Annotated in this window: 27 protein-coding genes; 11 read left to right on the top strand and 16 right to left on the bottom strand. The window is 62.2% G+C overall.

Annotated features, from left to right (window positions below):
• The first annotated feature begins 16 nt into the window (after positions 1–16).
• Positions 17–622, top strand: a complete 606-nt coding sequence (locus ACM6IP_RS21430; RefSeq protein WP_095172017.1) for a TetR/AcrR family transcriptional regulator — start codon at positions 17–19, stop codon at positions 620–622.
• A gap of 127 nt (positions 623–749) precedes the next feature.
• Here the strand turns inward: ACM6IP_RS21430 and ACM6IP_RS21425 are convergent, their stop codons facing one another.
• Together ACM6IP_RS21425 and ACM6IP_RS21420 are read right to left on the bottom strand one after the other, a co-directional pair.
• Positions 750–1,208, bottom strand: a complete 459-nt coding sequence (locus tag ACM6IP_RS21425; protein WP_401129158.1) for an REP-associated tyrosine transposase — start codon at positions 1,206–1,208, stop codon at positions 750–752.
• Positions 1,209–1,418: 210 nt separating this feature from the next.
• Positions 1,419–1,859, bottom strand: a complete 441-nt coding sequence (locus ACM6IP_RS21420; protein ID WP_095169937.1) for a GlcG/HbpS family heme-binding protein — start codon at positions 1,857–1,859, stop codon at positions 1,419–1,421.
• 268 nt (positions 1,860–2,127) lie between these two features.
• On the opposite strand from ACM6IP_RS21420, the gene gcl reads away from it, so the two are divergent.
• The 8 genes from gcl to ACM6IP_RS21380 all read left to right on the top strand — a co-directional run bounded on the left by gcl (position 2,128) and on the right by ACM6IP_RS21380 (position 11,769).
• Positions 2,128–3,903 (top strand): glyoxylate carboligase, encoded by a 1,776-nt coding sequence (gene gcl, locus ACM6IP_RS21415; RefSeq protein WP_095169938.1) that lies wholly within the window; start codon positions 2,128–2,130, stop codon positions 3,901–3,903.
• A gap of 154 nt (positions 3,904–4,057) precedes the next feature.
• Positions 4,058–4,840 (top strand): hydroxypyruvate isomerase, encoded by a 783-nt coding sequence (gene hyi / locus ACM6IP_RS21410; RefSeq protein WP_414862246.1) that lies wholly within the window; start codon positions 4,058–4,060, stop codon positions 4,838–4,840.
• Between the two features lie 164 nt (positions 4,841–5,004).
• Complete coding sequence (locus tag ACM6IP_RS21405; protein ID WP_414862245.1) at positions 5,005–5,895, top strand: 2-hydroxy-3-oxopropionate reductase; 891 nt, start codon at positions 5,005–5,007, stop codon at positions 5,893–5,895.
• Positions 5,896–6,068: 173 nt separating this feature from the next.
• Positions 6,069–7,349 carry a glycerate kinase gene (locus tag ACM6IP_RS21400; protein WP_095169941.1) on the top strand — a complete coding sequence of 427 codons (1,281 nt, stop codon included), beginning with the start codon at positions 6,069–6,071 and terminating at the stop codon, positions 7,347–7,349.
• Entirely contained in the window at positions 7,339–8,754 is a 1,416-nt protein-coding gene (pyk, locus tag ACM6IP_RS21395; protein WP_095169942.1) for a pyruvate kinase, read from the top strand. The genes ACM6IP_RS21400 and pyk overlap by 11 nt, the downstream gene beginning before the upstream one ends.
• A 163-nt stretch (positions 8,755–8,917) precedes the next feature.
• On the top strand, positions 8,918–9,832 hold the full coding sequence (locus ACM6IP_RS21390) for an urea transporter (RefSeq protein WP_414862244.1): 915 nt from the start codon (positions 8,918–8,920) through the stop codon (positions 9,830–9,832).
• A 21-nt stretch (positions 9,833–9,853) separates the two neighbouring features.
• Positions 9,854–10,678 (top strand): ion transporter, encoded by an 825-nt coding sequence (locus ACM6IP_RS21385; protein WP_095169944.1) that lies wholly within the window; start codon positions 9,854–9,856, stop codon positions 10,676–10,678.
• A gap of 92 nt (positions 10,679–10,770) precedes the next feature.
• Positions 10,771–11,769, top strand: a complete 999-nt coding sequence (locus ACM6IP_RS21380) for a sulfate ABC transporter substrate-binding protein (RefSeq protein ID WP_095169945.1) — start codon at positions 10,771–10,773, stop codon at positions 11,767–11,769.
• Positions 11,770–11,828: 59 nt separating this feature from the next.
• Here the strand turns inward: ACM6IP_RS21380 and ACM6IP_RS21375 are convergent, their stop codons facing one another.
• From ACM6IP_RS21375 to ccmA, 11 genes are all read right to left on the bottom strand, one after another.
• Entirely contained in the window at positions 11,829–12,227 is a 399-nt protein-coding gene (locus tag ACM6IP_RS21375) for a RidA family protein (protein WP_401129153.1), read from the bottom strand.
• A 108-nt stretch (positions 12,228–12,335) separates the two neighbouring features.
• A complete protein-coding gene (locus tag ACM6IP_RS21370; RefSeq protein WP_095169947.1) occupies positions 12,336–12,746 on the bottom strand; it encodes a hypothetical protein in 411 nt (136 codons plus the stop codon).
• 15 nt (positions 12,747–12,761) lie between these two features.
• Entirely contained in the window at positions 12,762–13,970 is a 1,209-nt protein-coding gene (gene ccmI / locus ACM6IP_RS21365; RefSeq protein ID WP_095169948.1) for a c-type cytochrome biogenesis protein CcmI, read from the bottom strand.
• Entirely contained in the window at positions 13,963–14,436 is a 474-nt protein-coding gene (locus tag ACM6IP_RS21360) for a cytochrome c-type biogenesis protein (RefSeq protein ID WP_095169949.1), read from the bottom strand. The genes ccmI and ACM6IP_RS21360 overlap by 8 nt, the downstream gene beginning before the upstream one ends.
• Entirely contained in the window at positions 14,433–14,969 is a 537-nt protein-coding gene (locus ACM6IP_RS21355) for a DsbE family thiol:disulfide interchange protein (RefSeq protein WP_095169950.1), read from the bottom strand. Before ACM6IP_RS21355 ends, ACM6IP_RS21360 begins: the two co-directional genes overlap by 4 nt.
• Positions 14,966–16,954, bottom strand: a complete 1,989-nt coding sequence (locus tag ACM6IP_RS21350; RefSeq protein WP_095169951.1) for a heme lyase CcmF/NrfE family subunit — start codon at positions 16,952–16,954, stop codon at positions 14,966–14,968. Before ACM6IP_RS21350 ends, ACM6IP_RS21355 begins: the two co-directional genes overlap by 4 nt.
• 3 nt (positions 16,955–16,957) lie before the next feature.
• Positions 16,958–17,413: a cytochrome c maturation protein CcmE gene (ccmE, locus tag ACM6IP_RS21345; protein ID WP_159994420.1), complete on the bottom strand. Its 456-nt coding sequence runs from the start codon at positions 17,411–17,413 to the stop codon at positions 16,958–16,960.
• Complete coding sequence (gene ccmD / locus ACM6IP_RS21340) at positions 17,410–17,586, bottom strand: heme exporter protein CcmD (protein WP_095169953.1); 177 nt, start codon at positions 17,584–17,586, stop codon at positions 17,410–17,412. Before ccmD ends, ccmE begins: the two co-directional genes overlap by 4 nt.
• Entirely contained in the window at positions 17,583–18,338 is a 756-nt protein-coding gene (locus ACM6IP_RS21335; protein WP_095169954.1) for a heme ABC transporter permease, read from the bottom strand. The genes ccmD and ACM6IP_RS21335 overlap by 4 nt, the downstream gene beginning before the upstream one ends.
• A gap of 77 nt (positions 18,339–18,415) precedes the next feature.
• On the bottom strand, positions 18,416–19,084 hold the full coding sequence (gene ccmB, locus ACM6IP_RS21330; protein ID WP_095169955.1) for a heme exporter protein CcmB: 669 nt from the start codon (positions 19,082–19,084) through the stop codon (positions 18,416–18,418).
• A complete protein-coding gene (gene ccmA / locus ACM6IP_RS21325) occupies positions 19,081–19,662 on the bottom strand; it encodes a cytochrome c biogenesis heme-transporting ATPase CcmA (RefSeq protein WP_237234965.1) in 582 nt (193 codons plus the stop codon). The genes ccmB and ccmA overlap by 4 nt, the downstream gene beginning before the upstream one ends.
• A gap of 247 nt (positions 19,663–19,909) precedes the next feature.
• Here ccmA and ACM6IP_RS21320 point away from each other — a divergent pair, with 247 nt between their 5' ends.
• Entirely contained in the window at positions 19,910–21,475 is a 1,566-nt protein-coding gene (locus tag ACM6IP_RS21320) for a flagellar hook-length control protein FliK (RefSeq protein ID WP_414862243.1), read from the top strand.
• Positions 21,472–21,801, top strand: coding sequence for an EscU/YscU/HrcU family type III secretion system export apparatus switch protein (locus tag ACM6IP_RS21315; protein WP_095169958.1), 330 nt, complete (start codon positions 21,472–21,474; stop codon positions 21,799–21,801). Before ACM6IP_RS21320 ends, ACM6IP_RS21315 begins: the two co-directional genes overlap by 4 nt.
• A 337-nt stretch (positions 21,802–22,138) precedes the next feature.
• On the opposite strand, the gene ACM6IP_RS21310 is transcribed toward ACM6IP_RS21315, so the two are convergent.
• The 3 genes from ACM6IP_RS21310 to ACM6IP_RS21300 form a co-directional block, all read right to left on the bottom strand.
• Positions 22,139–22,531 carry a DUF2802 domain-containing protein gene (locus tag ACM6IP_RS21310; RefSeq protein WP_414862242.1) on the bottom strand — a complete coding sequence of 131 codons (393 nt, stop codon included), beginning with the start codon at positions 22,529–22,531 and terminating at the stop codon, positions 22,139–22,141.
• Positions 22,532–23,017 (bottom strand): chemotaxis protein CheW, encoded by a 486-nt coding sequence (locus ACM6IP_RS21305; protein WP_095169961.1) that lies wholly within the window; start codon positions 23,015–23,017, stop codon positions 22,532–22,534. It abuts the gene before it with no gap.
• 76 nt (positions 23,018–23,093) lie between these two features.
• Positions 23,094–23,936 carry a CheW domain-containing protein gene (locus ACM6IP_RS21300; RefSeq protein ID WP_414862241.1) on the bottom strand — a complete coding sequence of 281 codons (843 nt, stop codon included), beginning with the start codon at positions 23,934–23,936 and terminating at the stop codon, positions 23,094–23,096.
• Position 23,937 lies beyond the last annotated feature (1 nt).

Below are 23,937 nucleotides of genomic sequence, written 5' to 3'. Positions count from 1 at the left end.
AGGAACACCTTGGTTTATGAGTACTATCCGCGAGCGCAACAAAGAACTGATCCTGCGTGCCGCCAGTGAAGAGTTTGCCGACAAAGGCTTCGCTGCGACCAAAACCAGTGACATCGCGGCCAAGGCGGGTTTGCCCAAGCCCAACGTCTATTACTACTTCAAGTCCAAGGAAAACCTCTACCGCGAGGTTCTGGAAAGCATCATCGAGCCGATCCTGCAGGCCTCGACGCCGTTCAACGCCGATGGCGTACCCAGCGAGGTGCTCAGCGGCTACATCCGCTCCAAGATCCGCATCTCCCGTGACCTGCCATTTGCCTCCAAGGTGTTTGCCAGCGAGATCATGCACGGCGCACCGCACCTGAGCGCCGACCTGGTCGAACAGCTCAACGGCCAGGCCAAGCACAATATCGAGTGCATCCAGACCTGGATCGACCGCGGCCAGATCGCCCCGATCGACCCCAATCACCTGATGTTCAGCATCTGGGCCGCAACCCAGACCTACGCCGACTTCGACTGGCAGATCTCCGCCGTAACCGGCAAGGCCAAGCTCGACGAAGAAGACTACGAAGCCGCCGCGCAGACCATCATCCGCCTTGTGCTCAAGGGCTGCGAGCCGGACTGATAGACCGCTGCGCGGCCTTCGCTGGCAAGCCAGCTCCCACAGGTTTCCCTGTAGAATTCAAATTCTGTGAGCCACACATATCCCTGTGGGAGCGGGCTTGCCCGCGATGGCGGCAACTGGGAGTGGATCAGACCCAAATCGCATCCCACAAAGGATAGTCGCCAAGACGCTTTACAAGCCCAGCGCGCAATGGGTTGGCAACAACATACCGCGCCATCTTCACCAGATCCTCATCTCGCCTCAGTGCTCGATCGTGATAGCCCTGCTGCCAGAGTGGCCCGTGCCTGGCTGTGGAAAGGTTCACCTCCCGCGTAGTCAGTGATTTGGTGTGCCGCATCAGACTACTCAGTGAGCATTTCTCCAATTCCACCAACCAGTGGAAATGGTCAGGCATGACAACCCAAGCCAATGAGTTTGCCAATCCCAGGCTTTGCGCCTTCCGAAATTGATGCACTACCAATCTGCCCAAAGCGTAATCGGCGAAAACCGGTTCTCGGCCAAGCGTATTGGTGGTCAGTAAATAGATTCGATTGGGTTCGGCATAGCGACCCATGCGTAGACGATGTGAAGCAGGTGAATCCGGCATTCCTTTGCCACTCTCATGATGAAGTCATGAGAAGGCTAGCCCCGGAAGCGCTGGATGATCATGCGGACCTTTAGCTGGATGTGTCCCGTCGATAGCCATCGCGGGCAAGCTGCTCCCACAGGGTCTGATGGTGTACATAAAATATGTGGGCACCTTCGATCATTGTGGAAGCGGGCTTGCCCGCGATAGCGATCGATCAGCCGCCGCAGATCACGCCGCTACCCCCGCATCCGCCCGCAACCCCAGCGCCTCGATCGCATTGATCGCGCACTGCTCGTCGATATCCGACAGATCCCCGCTGATGCCCACGGCTCCCAGCACATTGCCCTGCTGATCACGAATCAGCACCCCGCCCGGCGCCGGCACCACACTGCCCTGCCCCAGGCTATTAAGCGCGGCGATGAAGGCGGGGCGTTGCTGGGCGTCCAGTGCCAACAGGCGCGAGCCCTTGCCGAGTGCGATCGCGCCCCAGGCCTTGCCGATGGCGATCTGCGGGCGCAGCAGGCTGGCGCCGTCCTCACGCTGCAGGGTGATCAAATGCCCACCGGCATCCAGTACCGCGATGGTCAGGGGCGCTGCCGTAATGGCACGTCCCGCGGCAATGGCCTGACTGGCCAGGTTAACTGCGACTTTCAAGGTTAGAGCGCTCATGGTGCCGTCCTCATATTGTTTTTCACAAAGCCGTGGGACGCGGGTGGGTGCCGCAGTCCGATGCAACAAATAGAACACAATGAAGTATTTTTTTGTATACAATAATTTTCGAAAAGCGCCTCATGCGACGAAACGCCACAGTGTTTATGGGCTTTAGCCGAATGAAACAAGCGCTTGAGAAAATGGATTGACCTGCGCCATCCGCCGTGAATACACTCTGCGCAAAGCCACTTGTATACAATTACAAAACGTAAAGAGGCACAAAACCATGAGCAAAATGAGAGCAATCGAAGCCGCCGTTCTGGTGATGCGCCGTGAAGGGGTTGATACCGCTTTTGGCATCCCGGGAGCCGCAATCAACCCGCTGTACTCCGCCTTGCAAAAGGTCGGCGGCATCGATCACGTCCTCGCTCGCCACGTTGAAGGCGCCTCGCACATGGCCGAGGGCTACACCCGCACCAAGGCCGGCAACATCGGCGTGTGCATCGGCACCTCTGGCCCTGCCGGTACCGACATGGTCACCGGGCTCTACAGCGCCTCGGCCGACTCGATCCCGATCCTGTGCATCACCGGGCAAGCACCCCGCGCCCGTATGCACAAGGAAGACTTCCAGGCTGTCGACATCACCACCATCGTCAAGCCGGTAACCAAGTGGTCGACCACCGTCATGGAGCCGGGCCAGGTGCCTTACGCGTTCCAGAAGGCCTTTTATGAAATGCGCTCCGGCCGTCCAGGCCCAGTGCTGATCGACCTGCCGTTCGACGTGCAGATGGCCGAGATCGAATTCGACATCGACGCCTACCAACCGCTGCCATTGGCCAAGCCGAGCGCGACCCGCGTACAGGTGGAAAAAGCCCTGGCCATGCTCGATCAGGCTGAACGTCCGTTGTTGGTGGCCGGTGGTGGCATCATCAATGCCGACGCCAGCGAGCTGCTGGTAGAGTTCGCCGAACTGACCGGTATTCCAGTCATTCCGACCCTGATGGGCTGGGGCACGATCCCCGATGATCACCCATTGATGGTCGGCATGGTTGGCCTGCAGACGTCGCACCGCTACGGCAACGCCACCCTGCTCAAGTCCGACGTGGTGCTGGGCGTCGGTAACCGTTGGGCCAACCGCCACACCGGTTCGGTCGACGTGTACACCGAAGGTCGCAAGTTCATTCACGTCGACATCGAACCGACCCAGATCGGCCGTGTGTTCACCCCGGACCTGGGCATCGTCTCCGACGCCGCCGCCGCGCTGACCGTGTTCATCGAGGTTGCTCGTGAGTGGCACGCAGCCGGCAAACTGAAAAACCGCAGCGCCTGGCTGCAGGACTGCCAGCAGCGCAAGGCCAGCCTGCACCGCAAGACTCACTTCGACAACGTGCCGGTCAAGCCACAGCGCGTCTACGAAGAGATGAACCAGGTGTTCGGCAAAGACACCTGCTACGTCAGCACCATTGGCCTGTCGCAGATTGCCGGCGCGCAGTTCCTGCACGTCTACAAGCCGCGCCACTGGATCAACTGCGGCCAGGCCGGCCCACTGGGCTGGACCATTCCGGCAGCGCTGGGGGTGGTCAAGGCTGACCCGAGCCGCAAAGTTGTGGCACTCTCGGGCGACTACGACTTCCAGTTCATGATCGAAGAACTGGCGGTGGGCGCGCAGTTCAAACTGCCGTACATCCACGTCGTGGTGAACAACTCGTACCTGGGCCTGATCCGTCAGGCGCAGCGCGGTTTCGACATGGACTACTGCGTGCAGCTGTCCTTCGATAACCTCAACGCACCGGAGCTCAACGGCTACGGCGTAGACCACGTCGCGGTTGCCGAAGGCCTGGGTTGCAAGGCCCTGCGGGTCTTCGAACCCGCCGAAATCGCCCCTGCCCTGCGCAAGGCGCAAGCGCTGATCGAGGAGTTCAAGGTGCCGGTGATCGTCGAGATTATCCTGGAACGCGTGACCAATATTTCCATGGGCACCGAGATCAACGCCGTCAACGAATTCGAAGACCTGGCGCTGGTCGGCAACGACGCGCCGACCGCGATTTCGATGCTCGATTAATTTGTAGGATCGTTCTCGCATCCTGTGGGAGCGAGCTCGCTCGCGATTGCGTACTGCCATTCAGTATCCATGTCGACTGACACACCGCTATCGCGAGCAAGCTCGCTCCCACAGGGATCCGGGAACGCTCACCAGAGATTTACAGGAGTCCACCATGCCGCGTTTTGCAGCCAACCTGTCCATGCTGTTCACTGAACAGGATTTTCTTGCCCGCTTCGAAGCGGCCGCCAAGGCCGGTTTCAGTGGCGTCGAATACCTGTTCCCGTACGACTTCAGCTCCGCCGAAATCAAGGCCCAGCTGGAGGCCCACGGCCTGACCCAAGTGCTGTTCAACCTGCCCGCCGGTGACTGGGCCAAGGGTGAACGCGGGATCGCCTGCCACCCCGATCGCGTGGAAGAGTTCCGCGCCGGTGTCGACCTGGCCATCGCCTACGCCAAAGTGCTGGGCAACACCCAGGTCAACTGCCTGGCCGGCATTCGCCCACAGGGCGTCGACGATGCCACGGTGCAAGCAACCTTCGTCGCCAACCTCAAGTTCGCCGCCGAAAAGCTGCAAGCAGCCGGCCTCAAGCTGGTGATGGAAGCCATCAACACCCGTGACATCCCGGGTTTCTACCTGAACAACACCGCGCAGGCGTTGTCGATTCGCGAGCAAGTGGGCAGTGCCAACCTGTTCCTGCAATACGACATCTATCACATGCAAATCATGGAGGGCGACCTGGCCCGCACCATGGCGGCGCACCTGGGCGAGATCAACCACATCCAGCTGGCCGACAACCCGGGCCGCAACGAGCCGGGCACCGGTGAGATCAACTACCGCTTCCTGCTCGAACACCTGGACCGCATCGGCTACCAGGGTTGGGTTGGCTGTGAATACAAGCCGCTGACCACCACTGAAGCAGGCCTGGGTTGGCTGAAAACCCACAACGCGATCTGACACTGAACCCTGTAGGAGTGAGCCTGCTCGCGATGAGGCCAGCACATTCGACATTGATGTTGCCTGACATACCGCTATCGCGAGCAAGCCGCAAGCGGGCACTCGCTCCTACAAAAAGCTACGCCCCTATTTGCTTGAGCAAGACAAAACAAGAGGATTTTCTCATGGCTAAAATCGGATTTATCGGCACCGGCATCATGGGCCACCCAATGGCGGCAAACCTGCAGAAAGCCGGGCACAGCCTGTTCCTTTCGCAACACCACGACGCCGCCCCTGCCGATCTGATCGCTGCTGGCGCCGTCGCCCTGGCGAACCCGAAAGAAGTCGCCCAGGAAGCTGAATTCATCATCGTCATGGTCCCCGATACCCCTCAGGTCGAGGACGTGCTGTTCCGCGCCGATGGCGTTGCAGCCGGTGTTGGCAAAGGCAAAGTAGTGATCGACATGAGCTCGATCTCGCCAACCGCGACCAAAGCCTTCGCTGCACGGATCAATGAAAAAGGCGCGCAGTACCTCGACGCCCCGGTGTCCGGTGGTGAAGTGGGTGCCAAGGCTGCGACCCTGAGCATCATGGTCGGTGGCGATGCCGATGCCTTCGAACGCGCCCTCGCGCTGTTCCAGGCCATGGGCAAGAACATCACCCTGGTCGGCGGCAATGGCGACGGTCAAACCGCCAAGGTGGCAAACCAGATCATCGTGGCGCTGAACATCCAGGCAGTGGCCGAGGCCCTGCTGTTCGCCTCGAAGAATGGCGCCGACCCAGCCAAGGTTCGCGAAGCACTGATGGGTGGCTTTGCCTCCTCGAAGATCCTTGAGGTCCACGGCGATCGCATGATCAAGGGCACCTTCGATCCAGGCTTCCGCATCAGCCTGCACCAGAAGGACCTGAACCTGGCCCTGCAAGGCGCCAAGGAACTGAACATCAACCTGCCCAACACCGCCAATACCCAGCAAGTGTTCAGCACCTGCGCGGCCATCGGTGGCAGCAACTGGGACCACTCGGCGCTGATCAAGGGCCTGGAGCACATGGCGAATTTCTCGATTCGCGATAAATAAGCCTTTGGTGCCACCCGCTCTCCCTGTGGGAGCGGGCTTGCCCGCGATGGAATCGCCGCGATTTACCTGATAAACCGCGTCGCCTGAATCGCAGGCAAGCCAGCTCCCACCAGGGCCCGAGTTGCCCACACGTGTTCGCTCTATCCCAATAACAAGAATTCCGGGAGCCCGCCATGTCGGTCGATCCGCAACAATTCCTGCGCGACCTGTTCGCCACCGCCATCGACGCGGCCCATCCGCAACAGGTCCTCGAAGCTCATCTACCCAAAGACCGCAGCGGTCGAGTCATCGTCATCGGTGCCGGCAAAGCCGCGGCCGCCATGGCCCAGGTGGTCGAGCGCTGCTGGCAGGGTGAAGTGTCCGGGCTGGTCGTCACCCGCTACGGTCACGGCGCGCCCTGCGAAAAAATCGAAGTGGTCGAAGCCGCCCACCCGGTGCCCGATGCCGCCGGCCTGGCCGTGGCCAAGCGTGTACTCGAACTGGTCAGCAACCTGAATGAAGACGACCGGGTGATCTTCCTGCTCTCCGGCGGCGGCTCGGCCTTGCTGGCATTGCCCGCAGCCGGCATCACCCTCGCCGACAAGCAGGCCATCAACAAGGCCCTGCTCAAGTGCGGCGCGACCATTGGCGAGATGAACTGCGTGCGCAAGCACCTCTCCGCCATCAAAGGTGGCCGCCTGGGCAAAGCCTGCTGGCCGGCCACGGTGTACACCTATGCCATATCCGATGTCCCGGGCGACCTCGCCACCGTGATCGCCTCCGGCCCGACCGTGGCCGACCCGAGCACCTCCGGCCAGGCCCTGGACATTCTCAAGCGTTACGCCATCGAGGTTCCGGCTTCGGTGCGCAGCTGGTTGCAAAGCCCCGAATCGGAAACGGTAAAACCCGGTGATCCGAGCCTGGCCCGCAGCCATTTCCAACTGATCGCCCGCCCCCAGCAATCCCTTGAAGCCGCGGCAGTGAAAGCCCGCCAGGCCGGTTTCAGCCCACTGATCCTCGGGGACCTGGAAGGCGAGTCCCGCGAGGTGGCAAAGGTCCACGCCGGCATTGCCCGCCAAGTGGTGCTGCACGGCCAGCCGCTTGCCGCGCCGTGCGTGATCCTGTCCGGTGGCGAGACCACCGTGACCGTGCGCGGCAATGGCCGCGGCGGGCGTAACGCCGAGTTCCTACTGAGCTTGACTGACAGCCTCAAGGGCCTGCCAGGCGTCTACGCACTGGCCGGTGATACCGACGGCATCGACGGCTCCGAAGACAACGCCGGCGCCCTGATGACCCCGGACAGCTACGCCCGCGCCGCCGCCCTGGGCCTGAGCGCCAGCGCCGAGCTGGACAACAACAATGGCTACGGTTACTTCGCCGCGCTCGACGCCCTGATCGTCACCGAGCCGACGCGCACCAACGTCAATGACTTCCGCGCCATCCTGATCCTCGAGAACCCAAAACATGACGCCTGACAAAAAGGTCAAAATCCTCGCCACCCTGGGGCCTGCCACCGACGGCATCGAAGACATCCGCGAACTGGTACTGGCTGGGGTCAACATCTTTCGCCTGAACTTCAGCCATGGCGATCATGCCGACCACGCCCAGCGCTACCAGTGGATCCGCGAAGTCGAGCGCCAGCTCAATTACCCACTGGGGATCCTGATGGACCTGCAAGGTCCGAAACTGCGGGTCGGCAAGTTCGCCGAAGGCAAGGTGCAACTGGTGCGAGGCCAGGCCCTGCGCCTGGATCTCGATCCGACGCCGGGCGATGCCCGCCGGGTCAACCTGCCCCACCCGGAAATCATCGCGGCGCTGGAGCCGGGCATGGACCTGCTGCTGGACGACGGCAAACTGCGCCTGCGGGTGGTCAGTAAATACGCCGACGCCATCGACACCACGGTGCTCAACGGCGGCGAGCTGTCGGATCGCAAAGGCGTCAACGTGCCGCAAGCGGTGCTCGACCTCAGCCCGCTGACCGCCAAGGACCGTCGTGACCTGAGCTTCGGCCTGGAACTGGGGGTGGACTGGGTGGCCCTGTCCTTTGTCCAGCGTCCCGAGGACATCCGCGAGGCCCGTGCCCTGATCGGCGACAAGGCGTTCCTGATGGCGAAAATCGAGAAGCCTTCGGCAGTCGAGCAACTGCGCGAAATCGCCGAGCTGAGTGACGCGATCATGGTCGCCCGCGGCGACCTGGGAGTGGAAGTGCCGGCCGAAAGCGTGCCGCAGATCCAGAAAGACATCATCAGTACCTGCCGCCAGTTGGGCAAGCCGGTGGTGGTGGCGACCCAGATGCTCGAGTCCATGCGCTTCTCCCCGGCACCGACCCGCGCCGAGGTCACCGATGTCGCCACCGCCGTGGCCGAAGGCACCGACGCGGTGATGCTGTCGGCGGAAACCGCCTCCGGTGAATACCCGCTCGAAGCCGTGCAGATGATGAGCAAGATCATCCGTCAGGTCGAAGCCGGCCCGGACTATCAGGCGCAACTCGACGTCAGCCGACCGAAAGCCGAAGCCACCACCTCGGACGCGATCAGCTGCGCCATCCGCCGCATCAGCAACATCCTGCCGGTGGCGGTCCTGGTGAACTACAGCGAGTCGGGCAGCTCGAGCTTGCGCGCGGCGCGGGAGCGGCCGGCGGTGCCGATCCTCAACCTGACCCCGAACCTGTCGACTGCACGGCGCCTGAGCGTGGCCTGGGGCGTGCACTCGGTGGTCAACGACCGCTTGCGCCAAGTCGACGAGGTCTGCTCCACCGCCCTGGAAATCGCCCAGGCCCAAGGCATGGCTCAGCGCGGCGACACCTTGTTGATCACCGCCGGTGTGCCTTTCGGCCAGCCGGGATCGACTAACTCGTTGCGTATCGAGACATTGATCTAGAGCGCCCATACCGGCCCCATCGCCAGCAGGCTGGCTCCCACATTGGTTTTGGGTCGATCTCAGAATCAAGACTGAACCAAGATTCAGTGTGGGAGCCAGCCTGCTGGCGATCAGCCGGGGTCACGCTCGACCAATTCGCTCCCTTTGATCTTGCAGAACTGCCATGCCTGCCAACCACTTCAACAGCCACTGCCCCGACTGGGCGACTGCGCTGCTCAACGGCTTCAGCCAGATCTTCCTCCAGCGCAATCCGCTGTGCGGCCTGCTGTGCCTCTGCGCCATCCTGTTTACCGCACCGGCCTTGCTGGGCGGCGCGCTACTGGGCGGGGTCGCGGGACTGCTCACCGCGCAACGCCGCAACTATGCCAAGGCCGATCGCCAGGCTGGGCTTTTCAGCTACAACGGGGTCTTGCTCGGCTTACTGCTGAGCCTGTACTTCCCCTGGTCGGCGCTGCTGCCCCCGCTGATCCTGGCCGCCGGCGGCCTGAGCGCAATGATCACGCAACAGTGGCTCAAACGGGTGCGGGTCAGCCAATACCTGCCGGCCTACACCACACCCTTCGTCGTGCTGAGCTGGCTGCTGCTGTGTTTCGCCACGCCCCCGACAACCGCGCACTTGATCGAAGTCAGCTCGCTGAACATGCTCGCAGCCCCCTTCAAAGGAATCGGCCAGGTGATGTTCCTCGGGCATCCGCTGGCCGGTGCGCTGATTGCCGGCGGATTGCTGATCGCCGACCGCCGCGCCTTCTGCTGGGCATTGCTGGCCTCTGTCGCGGGCATGGGCTGGAGCATGCTGCATCACGACTTCTACAGCGCATTGCTCGGCCTCGGTGGCTACAACGCCGTGCTCGCCGCCCTCGCCCTCAGTTCGCAACGCCAGCAACCGTGGTTGCCGCTGCTCGGCATAACCTTGGCCTTGTTGCTGACACCGCTGTTTGCCGCCATCGGCCTGCCCACGTTGACCGCGCCGTTCATTGTTGCCTGCTGGCTGCTGCGCAGCGCCGTGCAAATGTTCGCGAAGACCGCTGTCGCCCATACGCCTTGCACTCTGGAGGAGAATCAACCTAGGCTGCGCTGATCATTGATTCAGGCGTTTTCCATGGACAGCAGCAAAAACTGGCGCGAAGAACTTCACGTCATCGTGTTCCAGAGCGACACCCAGGCCGGACGGCGCTTCGACGGCATCCTGCTGTTGATCATCCTCGCCAGCCTGGTGATCGTGATGCTCGACAGCATCGACAGCATCCACCGCGACTATGCCAACGTGCTGGCCTACATCGAGTGGGGCTTCACCTTGATCTTCGCCATCGAGTACGGCTTGCGCCTGTACTGCTCGCCCAAGCCGTTGCGCTATGCGTTCAGCTTCTATGGACTGGTCGACCTGCTGGCGATCGTGCCGGGGATACTCGCCCTGTACTACAGCGACGCCCAGTACCTGCTGATTATCCGCATCATCCGTATGCTGCGGATCTTCCGCGTACTCAAGCTCAGCCCCTACCTCAAGCAAGCCAACTACCTGATGGCGGCGCTGCGCGGCAGCAAGCAGAAGATCGTGGTGTTCCTGGTCAGCGTGTGCACCCTGGTGACGGTGTTCGGCACCCTCATGTACGTGATCGAAGGCCCGCAGAACGGCTTCACCAGCATCCCCAAGGGCATCTACTGGGCGATCGTCACCCTGACCACCGTGGGCTTCGGCGATATCGTGCCCAAGACGCCCCTGGGCCAGGTGATCTCCTCGCTGGTGATGATCACCGGTTACTCGATCATTGCCGTGCCGACGGGCATCTTTACCGCAGAACTGGCCAACGCCATGCGCGGCGAGCAACTGCAACACGACTGCCCGGTGTGCAAGAAAAACAGCCATGAGCACGGCGCAGCGTTCTGCTCACGTTGCGGTAATGCGCTATTTAAGAAAATCGAATAAGCAAAGTACTTTTTAATCTTTAAAGAGCTATAGAGCCCCGGCTATAGTCGACGGCAAAATGCCTTCACTCTCTCGAACAAAAGGAATGTGCAGTGAAAAAGATCTTTGGCGCCTCACTCCTGGCCGCTGGCCTGACCCTCGCTAGCGTGGCTCAAGCCGCACCAACCCTGCTTAACGTTTCCTACGACGTGATGCGCGATTTCTACAAGGACTACAACACTGCCTTCCAGAAACACTGGCAAGCCGAGCACAACGAAACCATCACCCTGCAGATGTCTTTCGGCGGCTCCAGCAAACAGGCACGTTCGGTGATCGACGGCCTGCCGGCTGACGTCATTACCATGAACATGGCCACCGATATCAATGCCCTGGCCGACAACGGCAAACTGGTCCCGGAAAACTGGGTTACCCGCCTGCCGAACAACAGCGCACCGTTCACCTCGGCCACCGTATTCATCGTCCGCAAGGGCAACCCCAAGGCCCTGAAAGACTGGCCCGACCTGCTCAAGGACGGCGTGCAGGTGATTGTGCCCAACCCGAAAACCTCGGGTAACGGCCGCTACACCTACCTGTCTGCCTGGGGCTACGTGCTGAAAAACGGCGGCGATGAGAACAAGGCCAAGGACTTCGTCGGCAAACTGTTCAAACAAGCCCCAGTCCTCGACACCGGCGGCCGTGCGGCCACCACCACTTTCATGACCAACCAGATCGGTGACGTGCTGGTGACCTTCGAGAACGAAGCGGAAATGATTGCCCGCGAATTCGGTCGCGACCAGTTCGAAGTGATCTACCCAAGCGTCTCCGCCGAAGCCGAGCCACCGGTCAGCGTGGTCGACAAAGTCGTCGACAGGAAAGGCAGCCGTGCCGCTGCCGAGGAATACCTGAAGTACCTGTGGTCCCCAGAAGGTCAGGAAATTGCGGCGGCCAACTACCTGCGCCCACGTGACCCGGCGGTGCTGGCCAAGTACACCGACCGTTTCCCGAAAGTCGACTTCCTGTCGGTAGAAAAAACCTTTGGTGACTGGCGTACCGTGCAGAAGACCCACTTCAACGACGGTGGGATTTTCGACAAGATCTACAGCGGCCAATAAGCTGCACTGAAACGAAAAAAGGCGACCTGCGGGTCGCCTTCTTTTTGTCGCTGCCCGTCCTAGGGCAACATCGCTTCCACTTCCACTTCGATCAGCCACTGCGGCAAGGACAGCCCACTGACAATCACCCAGGAAGACGCTGGCGGATTGCTCGGGAAGCGCTCCAGCAACACCTGGGTGATCTGCTCTTGTTCATCGCGCGCGGTCTCGGCGATGTAAATCCGCATCACCACCACATGGGACAGGTCCCCGCCCGCCTCGCGCAATATCGCCTCGATGTTATCGAACGCCTTGTCAGTCTGCTCGCGCAAGCCAGGCGCTACCGTACGCTCATGCTCGTCGACACCGACCTGACCGGACAACAACAACCGACGTCCGCCACTGACCTCAACCGCCTGGCTGAATCCGTACTGCAGCGAGTTGAAAACACTGGAGGGATTTAACACCGACTTGTGCATGAAGACTCCTGACTCCCTGGAATGACCGGGAAATCTAAATCAACCGGCAGCAGGGTTCCAGTGACCGCAACATCCGGAAACTCACCAATCAAGCCGAAAGGGTCTTATCTACTGCCCGAACTGCCTGCCCAACCCCGAAGGCACGCCGTGGATATCGGTGTCTTCCCACGGCCCTTGGGGGCTGATGCTGCGGCTCCAGCCGTTATCCCAGCGGTAATAGGTGCGCTGGCGGTAGAAGACATTGCTCTGGTCGTCGAGGACGTAGACCCCCAGTTTCGCATCCCAATGACTGTTGCCACCTGGTGGCGGAGCGAAACTGGCGGAGGTGCGTGGCAAGGGTTTGGCCGGCTTGTTCGGCGTCACCGGCTTGCCGGGAGCCGTCGTGGGCTTGGGCTTGGTGGTCGGGCCCGACGGCGGGATCGGTGGCAACGGGCTGGTGTCTGGAGTGGGCTGCTGGACCGTACAGGCGCTTAACCCTAGAACCAGGCTGAGCAGGGTAATTCGAGCGAGTACGGTCATAGCGGCATTTCCTGATTATTGGTCCGGGCTGTCGATGGTCAACGATTGCGGCGCGGTGGTGCTGCTGGCCATTGGCTGGCTGCGTCCGACCCACTCGCCGGCAGTCGGTTGGCCGGCGCGGGATACCCGTGCAACCAGTTGGACTTCAGGGAAGTTCGACAGTTTCAACTGCGGCATCATTGCATCCGCGTCGCCCAGTTCCACGGTCACCGGCAGGTCGGCAACCGTCAAGCGCTTGGCTGCCAGCGGGGCCGGCGGGCCGGAAACGGCGCGAGCGAAGATGAACACGCTGTCACCTGGCAGGACCTTGGCCTTGACCTCGGCCGACAGGTCGACCGAAACCTTGAGCAAGGCCACCGGCTTGACCGCGACGGCTGGGGCCTTGGCAACAGTCACGCCGCTTTCCTGGAGTTTTTCCGTGGCCCGCTGAATGCCGCCTTGCAGCGCGGCACGGGAAGCGTCCTCGGTCGGCAGTTGGGCCAACAGGCGGTTCCAGTAGTCGATAGCGTCCTGGTAGCGCTCGCTTTCGAAGGCGGCGATACCCAGCAGGCCCAGGCTGGTGACTTCCTTTGGATCGGCCTTGAGTGCTTCGTCGGTTAGCGCCTGGACCTTGTCCGACCATTTCTTGTTGTCGGCAAAGTACTGGGCCTGGGCCCATTGACCCAGCAGTTCGGGCTGGCGACCCGCCAGGGCCACGGTCCGCTCGAAGATCTTCGCCGCGTCGGCTGGACGGTCCTGGGCCATGTAGGTACGGCCAAGGAAGTACAGGCCCTCGGCGGAATCCGGTTGTGCCGCTACGGCACGCTCCAGGCGCAAGGTCATTTCTTCCATCGACTGCGGCGCCTGGGCGAACTCGCGGGTCAGCTCAACCTTGTCGCTGGCACCAAAGTGCAGGTACAGGCCCAGGCCCAGCACCGGCACCAGGATTGCCGCCAGCAGCGGCAACGGCTTGCCCAGGCGGGATACCCGGCCGGCGTCGGCGCCTTCGGTGTCGGCCAGCAGCTCACGAGCGGCTTCGTCGCGCCCTGCGGTCATTTGTGTAGCATCGAGCACGCCTTCAGCCTGCTGCGTCTGCAACTCGGCCACGCGCTCTTGATAAAGCGCCACGTTCAGCGCGGTACGATCCTCTTCACGTTGGGCACGACGGCCACGCAGAACCGGGATCAACAGAAAACTCAGGGCAACCAGGAGCAGCAGACCTGCGGCAAGCCAGAAATCAATCATCAGTGTTTTTGTCCAGCAGTTGGTCGAGGCGCTCGCGCTCCTCGGCAGAAAGCGTGTCCTTGCCAGCCGCGCGTTCAACGCGCCGACGACGGACGATCAGGGCAATCACCACCACGCCACCTAGCAACAGCCCGGCCGGGCCAAACCACAACAGGGCGGTCTTGCCGGTCAGGGCGGGCTTGTAGCGGACGAAGTCGCCATAACGGTCGACCATGAAGTCGATGATCTGCTGGTTGTCCTTGCCCTCGCCGAGCATGCGGAAAATCTCTTTGCGCAGATCGGCGGCAATCGGTGCATTGGAATCGGCAATGTCCTGATTCTGGCACTTGGGGCAACGCAGTTCCTTGGTCAGTTCGCGAAAACGCTCGCGATCCCCGTCCTTGGCGAACTCGTAGGTGTCGATGGCGGCATGCGCCACGCCGGCCAGGCTCAAGCCCAGGACCACAGCGGCAAACCAGCGCTTCATGGTTTGGCCTCATCCACCAGCGCCTGATACTTGGCCGCCAGTTGTTCACGCCAGACCACCTCGTCGATCACCCCCACGTACTTGTCGCGGATGATCCCCTTGGCGTCGATGAAGAAGGTTTCCGGCGCCCCGTAGACGCCCAGATTCAGGCCCAGGGAGCCCTCCTCGTCACGGATGTCCAGCAGGTACGGATTGTGGAACTCGGCCAGCCACTTCAAGGCATCGGCATTCACGTCCTTGTAGTTCACCCCGTAGATCACCACGCCCTGCTCGGCCAGCTTGTTCAACACCGGGTGCTCGACCCGGCAGGAAATGCACCAGGTGCCCCAGACGTTGACCAGCGCCGGCTTGCCCAGCAGATCAGCGCGGGTCAGGGTCTTGTCACCCTGCACGTTGACCAGACTGAACTCCGGGAACGGCTTGCCGATCATTGCCGAAGGCAACTCGGACGGATTGAGGTACAACCCGCGGTACAGAAACACCGCCACCAGCAGAAACAGCGCCAGTGGCAACACCATCAACCAACGTCTCATGCAGCCGCTCCCGACATGCCCAGTGCTTCACGCACCCGGCTTTTCACCTTGACCCGATAGCGCCGATCCATCGCCGCCAGCAACCCGCCAAAGCCGGTCAGCAGGCCGCCGAACCAGATCCAGCGCACGAACGGCTTGACGTGCACCCGCACGGCCCAGGCACCTTCGCCCAATGGCTCGCCAAGGGCGACGTAGATATCACGGGTGAAACCAGCGTCGATCCCGGCCTCGGTCATCACCGAGTTCTGCACGGTGTACAGGCGTTTTTCCGGGTGCAGCACGCTGACTTCCTTGCCGCCCTTGATCACCCGCACGGTGCCCTTGTCGGAGGTGAAGTTCGGCCCTTCGTAATGCTTGGCCCCCTCGAACACAAAGTGATAGCCGGCCAGTTCCATCGACTCGCCCGGCTCCAGACGCAGGTCGCGCTCAGCACTGTTCTGGCTGGAAAGGACCACGCCCAGGGCGCACACGGCGATCCCCAGGTGCGCGACCTGCATGCCCCAGTAACTGCGGGTCAGGGTCGGCAGGCCCTTGATCAGGCCTTTGTGGCGGGTCTTGTCGAGGATGTCGCGGACCCCGGCCAACAGCACCCAGGCGGCGAGCATGAAGGTCGCCAGCACTGCCCAGTTGAAGTCGCCATAGGCGATCCCGGCCACCACTGCCAGCGCAGCACTGCCCAGCAAGACCGGCGTGAGCATGCCCACCAGCCACTTCACCGGGGTGTCCTTCCAGCGCACCAGCACGCCGACGGCCATCACCACCATCAACAACGCCATCAACGGAATGAACAGGGCGTTGAAGTACGGCGGGCCGACCGACAGCTTGGCCCCGGTCATGGCGTCGAGGATCAGCGGGTACAGGGTACCGAGCAGGATCATCGAGGCCGCCACCACCAGCACCAGGTTGTTGCCCAGCAGCAGGGTTTCCCGCGACCACAGGTTGAAGCCCACATGGCTCTTGACCACCGGCGCACGCAGGGCGAACAAAGTCAGCGAGCCACCCACCACAAACAGCAGGAAGATCAGGATGAACACGCCACGCTCAGGGTCCGAGGCAAAGGCGTGGACCGAAGTCAGGACCCCGGAACGCACGAGGAAGGTCCCCAGCAGGCTCAGGGAGAAGGCAGCGATCGCCAGCAGTACGGTCCAGCTTTTGAACACGCCGCGCTTTTCGGTGACTGCCAGCGAGTGAATCAGCGCCGTGCCGACCAGCCAAGGCATGAACGAGGCATTTTCTACCGGGTCCCAGAACCACCAGCCGCCCCAGCCGAGTTCGTAGTAGGCCCACCACGAACCGAGGGTGATGCCGATGCCCAGGAACGCCCAGGCGACGATGGTCCACGGACGAGACCAACGGGCCCATGCGGCATCCAGGCGACCGCCCATCAAGGCGGCGATGGCGAAGGCGAAGGCCACCGAGAAGCCGACGTAGCCCATGTACAGCATCGGCGGGTGAACGATCAGGCCGATGTCCTGCAGCAACGGGTTGAGGTCGGCGCCATCGGTAGGCATCTGCGGCAGGATGCGCTCGAACGGGTTCGAGGTGAGGATCAGGAACAGCAGGAAGCCGATGCTGATCATCCCCATCACCGACAGCACCCGCGCCAGCATGACCTGCGGCAATTGCCGCGAGAACACCGACACGGCGAAGGTCCAGCCACCCAGAATCATCGCCCACAACAGCAGCGAACCTTCGTGGGCGCCCCACACGGCGCTGAACTTGTAGTACCACGGCAAGGCGCTGTTGGAGTTGTTGGCCACATAGGCGACGGAGAAGTCGTCGACCATGAAGGCGTAGGTCAGGCAGCCGAAGGAGAATGCCAAGAAGGCGAACTGCCCCCAGGCGGCAGGCTGGGCCAAGCTCATCCACATGCGGTCACCGCGCCAGGCACCGAACAACGGCACGATCGCCTGGACGATGGCAAAACACAGGGCGAGGATCATCGCCAGGTGGCCCAACTCGGGAATAAAGATGCCGGACGTCATGGATCAACCCTCCTTCACGGGTGTCGGGGCGGATTGACCACTGTCTTTGAGCGCCTTGGTCACTTCCGGCGGCATGTACTTCTCGTCGTGCTTGGCCAGCACTTCGTCAGCCACCACTACGCCCTCGGCATTCAACTTGCCCAGGGCAACGATGCCCTGCCCTTCGCGGAACAGGTCCGGGAGGATGCCACGGTAGGTGATGGTCACGGATTTGTTGAAGTCGGTGACGACGAACCTCACGTCCAGCGAATCGCCGGAACGTTTCAGGGAACCGGCCTCGACCATGCCACCGGCGCGGATGCGCGTATCTTGCGGGGCTTCGCCATTGGCGATCTGGGTCGGGGTGTAGAACAGGTTGATGTTTTGCTGCAAGGCACTCAAGGCCAGGCCGACAGCAGCGCCAACCCCCACCAGGATCGCGAGAATGATGAGCAGACGTTTTTTACGCAGCGGATTCACTTGCTGTTCTCCCGGCGCAGACGACGCGCCTCTTGTTGCAGATAACGCTTGCGGGCCAGGATCGGCGCGACCACGTTGAGGGCCAGTACCGCCAGGCAGATGCCATAGGCCGACCAGACATATAGACCGTGATGGCCCATGGCGAGGAAGTCGCCCAATGAAGCAAAACTCATGAGGCGGCCTCCAGGCTGTTTTGCACTTCGGCTTTGACCCAACTGGCCCGGGCTTCGCGCTTGAGCACTTCAAGGCGCATGCGCAGCAACAGCACCGCGCCGAAGAAACAGTAGAAACCCAACACCGTCAGCAGCAATGGCAGCCACATCTCCACCGGCATCGCCGGTTTTTCGGTGAGGGTGAAGGTCGCGCCCTGGTGCAGGGTGTTCCACCACTCCACCGAATACTTGATGATCGGGATGTTGATCACCCCGACAATCGCCAGCACCGCGCACGCCTTGGCGGCGCTGTCACGATTGCTGATGGCGTTGCCCAGCGCAATGAGACCGAAGTACAGGAACAGCAGGATCAGCATCGACGTTAGTCGCGCATCCCAGACCCACCACGAACCCCAGGTCGGCTTGCCCCAGATCGCCCCGGTGACCAGCGCCACGGCGGTCATCCAGGCACCAATCGGGGCCGCGCATTGCAGGGCGACGTCGGCCAGCTTCATCTTCCACACCAGCCCGACGATGCCGCAGACCGCCAGCATCACATACACCGACTGCGCCAGCATGGCCGCCGGCACGTGGATGTAGATGATCCTGAAGCTGTTGCCTTGCTGGTAGTCCGGCGGTGCGAACGCCAGGCCCCAGACCACTCCAATGCCGATCAGCAACACGGCGGCGATACTCAGCCAGGGCAGCATTTTGCCGCTGATGCCGTAAAACCACTTGGGCGAGCCGAGCTTGTGAAACCAGGTCCAGTTCATTGCTGTTTCCATCACGGTTGCTTTTCGTCAACACGAAAAGCCAGGGTCTTTACTGGTCGTTTTTTGACCAGACCTCATTATTCGCCGACGCTGATCTTCAGGCCAGCAGCTATTGCAAAGGGTGTCAGGGTAACTGCCAGGGCGGTCAGGCTCCCAAGCCACAGCAGATACCCGGTCGCCGGCATGCCCTGAAGTGCCGCCTGCAAGGCGCCACTGCCCAGGATCAACACCGGGATATACAACGGCAGAATCAACAGCGCCAGCAGCAAGCCGCCACGCTTCAAACCCACCGTCAGCGCCGCGCCGACCGCACCGAGCAGGCTCAGCACCGGTGTACCCAGCAACAGCGACAAGAGCAAAACCGGCAGACAGGCGGCAGGCAAACCGAGCATCAAGGCCAGCAACGGCGCAAGCAATACCAATGCCAGGCCGGAAAACGCCCAGTGTGCCAGTACCTTGGCCAAAACCAGAAGAGCCAGGGGGTGCGACGAAAGGACCCACTGCTCAAGGGATCCGTCCTCGAAATCACTGCGGAAAAGCCCGTCCAGCGAGAGCAAAACCGATAAAAGGGCAGCTACCCAGACCAGGCCCGGAGACAAGGTTTGCAACAATTGAGTCTCAGGTCCCACTGCCAATGGAAACAATGCGACAACAATTGCGAAAAATACCAAGGGGTTGGCCAGCTCCGCCGGACGGCGACACAACAACCGGGCCTCGCGGGCCACCAACAGCGCAAAAACACTCATACGGCCCACTGCCCCAGGTCGATATCACGGTAACCGGCCGGCATCCGGGTCATGGTGTGGTGGGTGGTCAGGATCACCATGCCGCCCTGTTCACAATGGGCGGCCAGGTGCTCTTCCAACTGGGCGACACCTTGCTTGTCCAGGGCGGTGAACGGCTCGTCGAGGATCCACAGCGCCGGACTCTCGAGGTACAACCGCGCCAGAGCGACCCGGCGTTGCTGGCCGGCGGACAGGGTATGGCACGGCACATCTTCAAAACCGCGCAGCCCGACGGCCGCCAGCGCCTGCCAGATAGCCTCGCGGTTGGCCGGCTGGTGCAGGGCGCAGAGCCAACTGAGGTTCTCTTCGGCGCTCAGCAGGTCCTTGATGCCGGCGGCATGACCGATCCACAACAAATTGTGGGCCAACTCTATCCGCTGGCTGTGCAGCGGCTCGCCATTGAGCAACACCTGGCCGCTGGTCGGCTGCATCAGGCCGGCCAGCAGGCGCAGCAGGCTGGTCTTGCCGCTGCCGTTGGGGCCGCTGATCTGCAGCATGTCGCCGCGATCCAGACGCAATGCGAGGTTTTCGAAGAGCATCCGCCAGTCTCGCTCACAGGCGAGCGCTACGGCTTCTAGTAGAGGGATGGTCAAGAGATCGCGGGCCTTTACGGTTCAAGTCGGCAGTGGATCGGCCGTTAAAGTGGTGCAGCATAGATGCATTGACGGCCTGTTCCAGAGAGCTGGGTCAACATTTATGGTGTTTCGCCACGCGTCCTTGGAGACGGGCGGCATTATACATGTCATGTCCTACTCTCAAGAGGGCAATTTCGACAGGGTGTGACCGATGACCGCTGAGATCAACCTTCCTCCCCTGCCCCCCGCGGCACCTGCCACGCCGCGCGTGCAGGCCAGTGGCGAGTTGCTCAAGCTGCTGACCCCGGTGGACGGCCTGATCGGTGCCGGGCAGAGCGCCAAGGCCGAAGTCCTGTCACTCAAGCAGGACCATCAGATGTTCCAACTGCTGCTCAAGATCACCCTGGCGGGCGGGCGCCAGACCACCGTATCGGCCACCAGCAGCCTGCCATTGGCCCTGGGTGCCAGCCTGGCCATTACCCAGCCCTCGGCCGGCAGCCTGGTGATCAGCCCACAATCCAGCCTGACCGGCAACGCCGCGGCCCTGTCGCGCATTGACACCACACAACTGCCGGTCGGCACGCTGTTGCAGGGCAAGGTGCTGACCACCCAGTTACAGCCGCAGGCACCGGGGCAACCGGCGGTGTACCGCTCGATGGTCAGCCTGCTCAACAGCGCACTCAGCGGCACCACTCTGAACATCGACAGCCCGCAGCCACTGCGCATCGGCACCCTGCTCAGTGCCCAGGTCCAGGATGCACACACCCTCAGCTTCGTGCCCCTGAGCACTCGCCAGGAACAATTGGCGATCAGCCAACAATTGCACACCCAGCAGAGTCGCCAGGGTTCCCTGGACGCGGTGTTCAAGGCCTTGCAGAACCTGCCGGCCGATCGGCAATCCCCTGAGGTTCGCGCCAGCGTCGACAAACTGCTTGCCAGCCTGCCCGAGATCCAGCACCTGAGCAGCGCCAAGGGGCTGGCGCAAGCGCTGGCCAACAGCGGGCTGTTTCTCGAAAGTCGACTCCAGGCCGGGCAAAATCCCGCGTCGGCAGACGACCTCAAGGGCAACCTGTTGCGTCTGATCGCCCAACTGGCCCCCGGCCTGCCGGCCAATCCCAGCTTCAATGCCGCGTTGGCCGCCAACACCCTGGCCCAGGCCCTGCCGAGCTTTGTGCGCAATGCCCTCGGCACCCTTGGCCAGGTCAGCGCCAAACCGGCCCCGGGAGGCTTTCCCCTGCCCTCGCGGCTGCTGCAGAAGCTGACCGAGGAAGGCGACCTGGAACACCTGCTGCGCCTGGCCGCCGCCGCGATCTCGCGCCTGCAAAGCCACCAATTGTCGAGCCTGGAGCAGACCGGCATGACCGAGGACGGCCGCCTGCAAACCACCTGGCAGCTGGAAATCCCCATGCGCAACCTGCAAGACATCGTGCCACTGCAGGTCAAGGTGCAGCGCGAAGACCCTCCGCCCAGGGATCCCAAGGAAAAACCCACCGAACGCGAAGCCCGCCAACACTTGTGGCGGGTCGACCTGGCATTCGACCTTGAGCCCCTGGGGCCACTGCAGGTACAGGCACAACTGGTACGCGGCAGCCTGTCCAGCCAACTTTGGGCCGAACGCCCCTACACCGCCAGCCTGATTGAACAGCACCTGGACCATTTGCGCGCGCAACTGCATGCCTGCGGCCTGAACGTCGGCGACCTCGACTGTCACCTCGGCATTCCCCCCCAAGGCCCACAAACCCGTCTCGAACAACGCTGGGTGGACGACACCGCATGAACCACCACAACCTGCCCCGCCAGGCCATCGCCCTCAAATACGACGGCCAGCACGCCCCCACGCTCACCGGCAAAGGCGACGACGCCCTGGCCGAAGCCATCCTGAAAATCGCCCGTGAGCATGAGGTACCGATCTACGAAAACGCCGAGCTGGTGCGGTTGTTGGCGCGGATGGAATTGGGCGATAGCATCCCCGAAGAGCTGTATCGGACCATTGCCGAGATCATTGCGTTTGCCTGGAACCTGAAGGGCAAGTTTGCCCAGACACAGGACCTGGACACGACGCAGCTGGAGAAAGACATCACCCATCGCGGGGATGATTATTGAAGTGTCAGCGCCCACAGATTGGATGGGGGCTGGCAAAGCCGACAATGGTGGCGCCTGGTATGCCGCTATCGCGGGCAAGCCCGCTCCCACAGGTTCAGTCGGTGTATGCGAGATCTGCACGCACCGCAAATTACTGTGGGAGCGGGCTTGCCCGCGATGGTCGTCAACGATGACGCATACAGCCTGACACCCAACAGCGCCCTCAGGCCTTTCGCGGGCAAGCCCGCTCCCACAGGTTCAGTCGGTGTATGCGAGATCTGCACGCACCGGAAATTACTGTGGGAGCGGGCTTGCCCGCGATGGGGCCGGGGCCGGCAACATGCATAGCGCCTGGCAATCAGCCCTTGTGCATCTTGCTCATCAACTCCGCCTCGGCCTGGGTCAAGCCGCAGGAGTGGGTCAGTTCGTCGACGCTGGCGCCCATGCCCACCAGGCGCGCGGCCTGGGCGAATGACAGGCTGGTCGGGTCGCGCTGTTCGATCCGGGTCAGTTTGTCCGGCAACGGCTCGACCAGCACGCGCAACTCTTGCAGTTCTTCACCCATGCGCACCGTACCGTCCTGGTAATGATCGACGCGCCGGGCCAGTTCCTTGATCCGTTGGTCACGCTGCGCATCGGCTTGTGCCGCGACCACGGCCAGTGTTCGCTGCTTGCGGGTATAGGCGAGAAAAATCGCCAGGCTGCCGATCCACAGCAGCCCCAGGACAGTAACAGCCGCTTCGAGAATCAATCAGATACTCTCCAGGTCCGACCACTCTTCCTCGCTCATCATCTTGTCCAGCTCGACCAGGATCAGCAGTTCGTTGTTCTTGTTGCACACGCCCTGGATGAACTTGGCCGACTCGTCGTTGCCGACGTTGGGCGCGGTCTCGATTTCCGACTGACGCAGGTAAACCACTTCCGCCACGCTGTCGACCATGATCCCGACCACTTGCTTGTCGGCCTCGATGATCACGATCCGGGTGTTGTCGCTGATCTCGGCATTCATCAGGCCGAAGCGCTGGCGGGTGTCGATCACGGTGACTACGTTGCCGCGCAGGTTGATGATGCCCAGCACGTAGCTGGGTGCACCCGGCACCGGCGCGATCTCGGTGTAGCGCAGGACTTCCTGGACGCGCATCACGTTGATCCCGTAGGTTTCATTGTCCAGCTTGAAGGTTACCCATTGCAGGATCGGATCTTCGGAACCCTTTGCTGACGACGCCTTATCATTCATACCCTGACCCCTTAAAAAAACCGCCGATGGCGGTGTGTGTTCTGCCTGGCCGCCACGACGGGCGGCCAGTGGCTTGTTATGTCAGTGAGTGCAGCGGCTTGCGCGTGCCCATGTGTTTGGCCCCGCCGCTGGCGATCAACTCGGCCAGTTGCGCGACATCGAGCAAGGCGCACATGTGTTCGATCACGGTGCCGGCCAACCATGGCCGTTGCCCGCGATGACTGCGCCATTTGATTTCGTTGGGGTTCAGGCGCAACGAGCGGCTGACCTGATGCACCGCCAGCCCCCACTCGTAGCCCTGCACCGAGATCACGTATTGCAGGCCCTGGCGAAAGTCGTCGCGGTAGCGATCGGGCATCACCCAGCGTGCGGTATCCAGCACCTTGAGGTTGCCGGCCTGGCTCGGCAGGATCCCCAGGAACCACTCCGGCTGGCCGAACAAAGGCGTCAGCTCATGCCCGGCCAGGGGATAGATCGAACCCAGGCACACCAGCGGCACCGCCAGGGTCAAACCTGCGACATCGAACAACAGGCATTCGAACGGCTCGGCGGCCCAGCTCGGCCGGCCGTCGCTGTCCACGGGCGGTGGTGTGGCGCTCGGCGGCAGGTGTACGTCGGCCACCGGCTCGACCAGCGTGTGCAGCAACGGCAACACCGGGGCAGCCGGTGCCGGGACCACCGCCTCGACCAAGCTCACTTGCGGCAACTCGACCACAGGAGGCTGGGCATCGCGCACCTGCTCTTGCAGCACCGCCGCCTGGAACTCGTCCAGCGCCCCCTGGGTTTCGATCACCTCGAGCACTTCGATGACCTCGGTCACCTCCACCGGCTGCTCTTCAGTGGCGTCCTGCAGCAAGGCGTCGAGGTAGGATTGCAGCGCCAGTTGCGGGCGTGAGGTGATTTTCAGCGGCCGATTCATC

The organism is Pseudomonas sp. IT-P176, from assembly GCF_949767245.1.
Taxonomy (GTDB): domain Bacteria; phylum Pseudomonadota; class Gammaproteobacteria; order Pseudomonadales; family Pseudomonadaceae; genus Aquipseudomonas.
The sequence above is the reverse complement of the archived record's forward strand: the minus strand, read 5'-3'. Positions and strand labels throughout refer to the sequence as shown.

Bases quoted from the DNA above. Each gene is read 5' to 3' on its own strand.
- ACM6IP_RS21430 (WP_095172017.1), top strand. From the start codon at position 17: ATGAGTACTATCCGCGAGCGCAACAAAGAACTGATCCTGCGTGCCGCC.
- ACM6IP_RS21425 (WP_401129158.1), bottom strand. From the start codon at position 1,208: ATGCCGGATTCACCTGCTTCACATCGTCTACGCATGGGTCGCTATGCC.
- ACM6IP_RS21420 (WP_095169937.1), bottom strand. From the start codon at position 1,859: ATGAGCGCTCTAACCTTGAAAGTCGCAGTTAACCTGGCCAGTCAGGCC.
- gcl (WP_095169938.1), top strand. From the start codon at position 2,128: ATGAGCAAAATGAGAGCAATCGAAGCCGCCGTTCTGGTGATGCGCCGT.
- hyi (WP_414862246.1), top strand. From the start codon at position 4,058: ATGCCGCGTTTTGCAGCCAACCTGTCCATGCTGTTCACTGAACAGGAT.
- ACM6IP_RS21405 (WP_414862245.1), top strand. From the start codon at position 5,005: ATGGCTAAAATCGGATTTATCGGCACCGGCATCATGGGCCACCCAATG.
- ACM6IP_RS21400 (WP_095169941.1), top strand. From the start codon at position 6,069: ATGTCGGTCGATCCGCAACAATTCCTGCGCGACCTGTTCGCCACCGCC.
- pyk (WP_095169942.1), top strand. From the start codon at position 7,339: ATGACGCCTGACAAAAAGGTCAAAATCCTCGCCACCCTGGGGCCTGCC.
- ACM6IP_RS21390 (WP_414862244.1), top strand. From the start codon at position 8,918: ATGCCTGCCAACCACTTCAACAGCCACTGCCCCGACTGGGCGACTGCG.
- ACM6IP_RS21385 (WP_095169944.1), top strand. From the start codon at position 9,854: ATGGACAGCAGCAAAAACTGGCGCGAAGAACTTCACGTCATCGTGTTC.
- ACM6IP_RS21375 (WP_401129153.1), bottom strand. From the start codon at position 12,227: ATGCACAAGTCGGTGTTAAATCCCTCCAGTGTTTTCAACTCGCTGCAG.
- ACM6IP_RS21370 (WP_095169947.1), bottom strand. From the start codon at position 12,746: ATGACCGTACTCGCTCGAATTACCCTGCTCAGCCTGGTTCTAGGGTTA.
- ccmI (WP_095169948.1), bottom strand. From the start codon at position 13,970: ATGATTGATTTCTGGCTTGCCGCAGGTCTGCTGCTCCTGGTTGCCCTG.
- ACM6IP_RS21360 (WP_095169949.1), bottom strand. From the start codon at position 14,436: ATGAAGCGCTGGTTTGCCGCTGTGGTCCTGGGCTTGAGCCTGGCCGGC.
- ACM6IP_RS21355 (WP_095169950.1), bottom strand. From the start codon at position 14,969: ATGAGACGTTGGTTGATGGTGTTGCCACTGGCGCTGTTTCTGCTGGTG.
- ACM6IP_RS21350 (WP_095169951.1), bottom strand. From the start codon at position 16,954: ATGACGTCCGGCATCTTTATTCCCGAGTTGGGCCACCTGGCGATGATC.
- ccmD (WP_095169953.1), bottom strand. From the start codon at position 17,586: ATGAGTTTTGCTTCATTGGGCGACTTCCTCGCCATGGGCCATCACGGT.
- ACM6IP_RS21335 (WP_095169954.1), bottom strand. From the start codon at position 18,338: ATGAACTGGACCTGGTTTCACAAGCTCGGCTCGCCCAAGTGGTTTTAC.
- ccmB (WP_095169955.1), bottom strand. From the start codon at position 19,084: ATGAGTGTTTTTGCGCTGTTGGTGGCCCGCGAGGCCCGGTTGTTGTGT.
- ccmA (WP_237234965.1), bottom strand. From the start codon at position 19,662: ATGCTCTTCGAAAACCTCGCATTGCGTCTGGATCGCGGCGACATGCTG.
- ACM6IP_RS21320 (WP_414862243.1), top strand. From the start codon at position 19,910: ATGACCGCTGAGATCAACCTTCCTCCCCTGCCCCCCGCGGCACCTGCC.
- ACM6IP_RS21315 (WP_095169958.1), top strand. From the start codon at position 21,472: ATGAACCACCACAACCTGCCCCGCCAGGCCATCGCCCTCAAATACGAC.
- ACM6IP_RS21305 (WP_095169961.1), bottom strand. From the start codon at position 23,017: ATGAATGATAAGGCGTCGTCAGCAAAGGGTTCCGAAGATCCGATCCTG.
- ACM6IP_RS21300 (WP_414862241.1), bottom strand. From the start codon at position 23,936: ATGAATCGGCCGCTGAAAATCACCTCACGCCCGCAACTGGCGCTGCAA.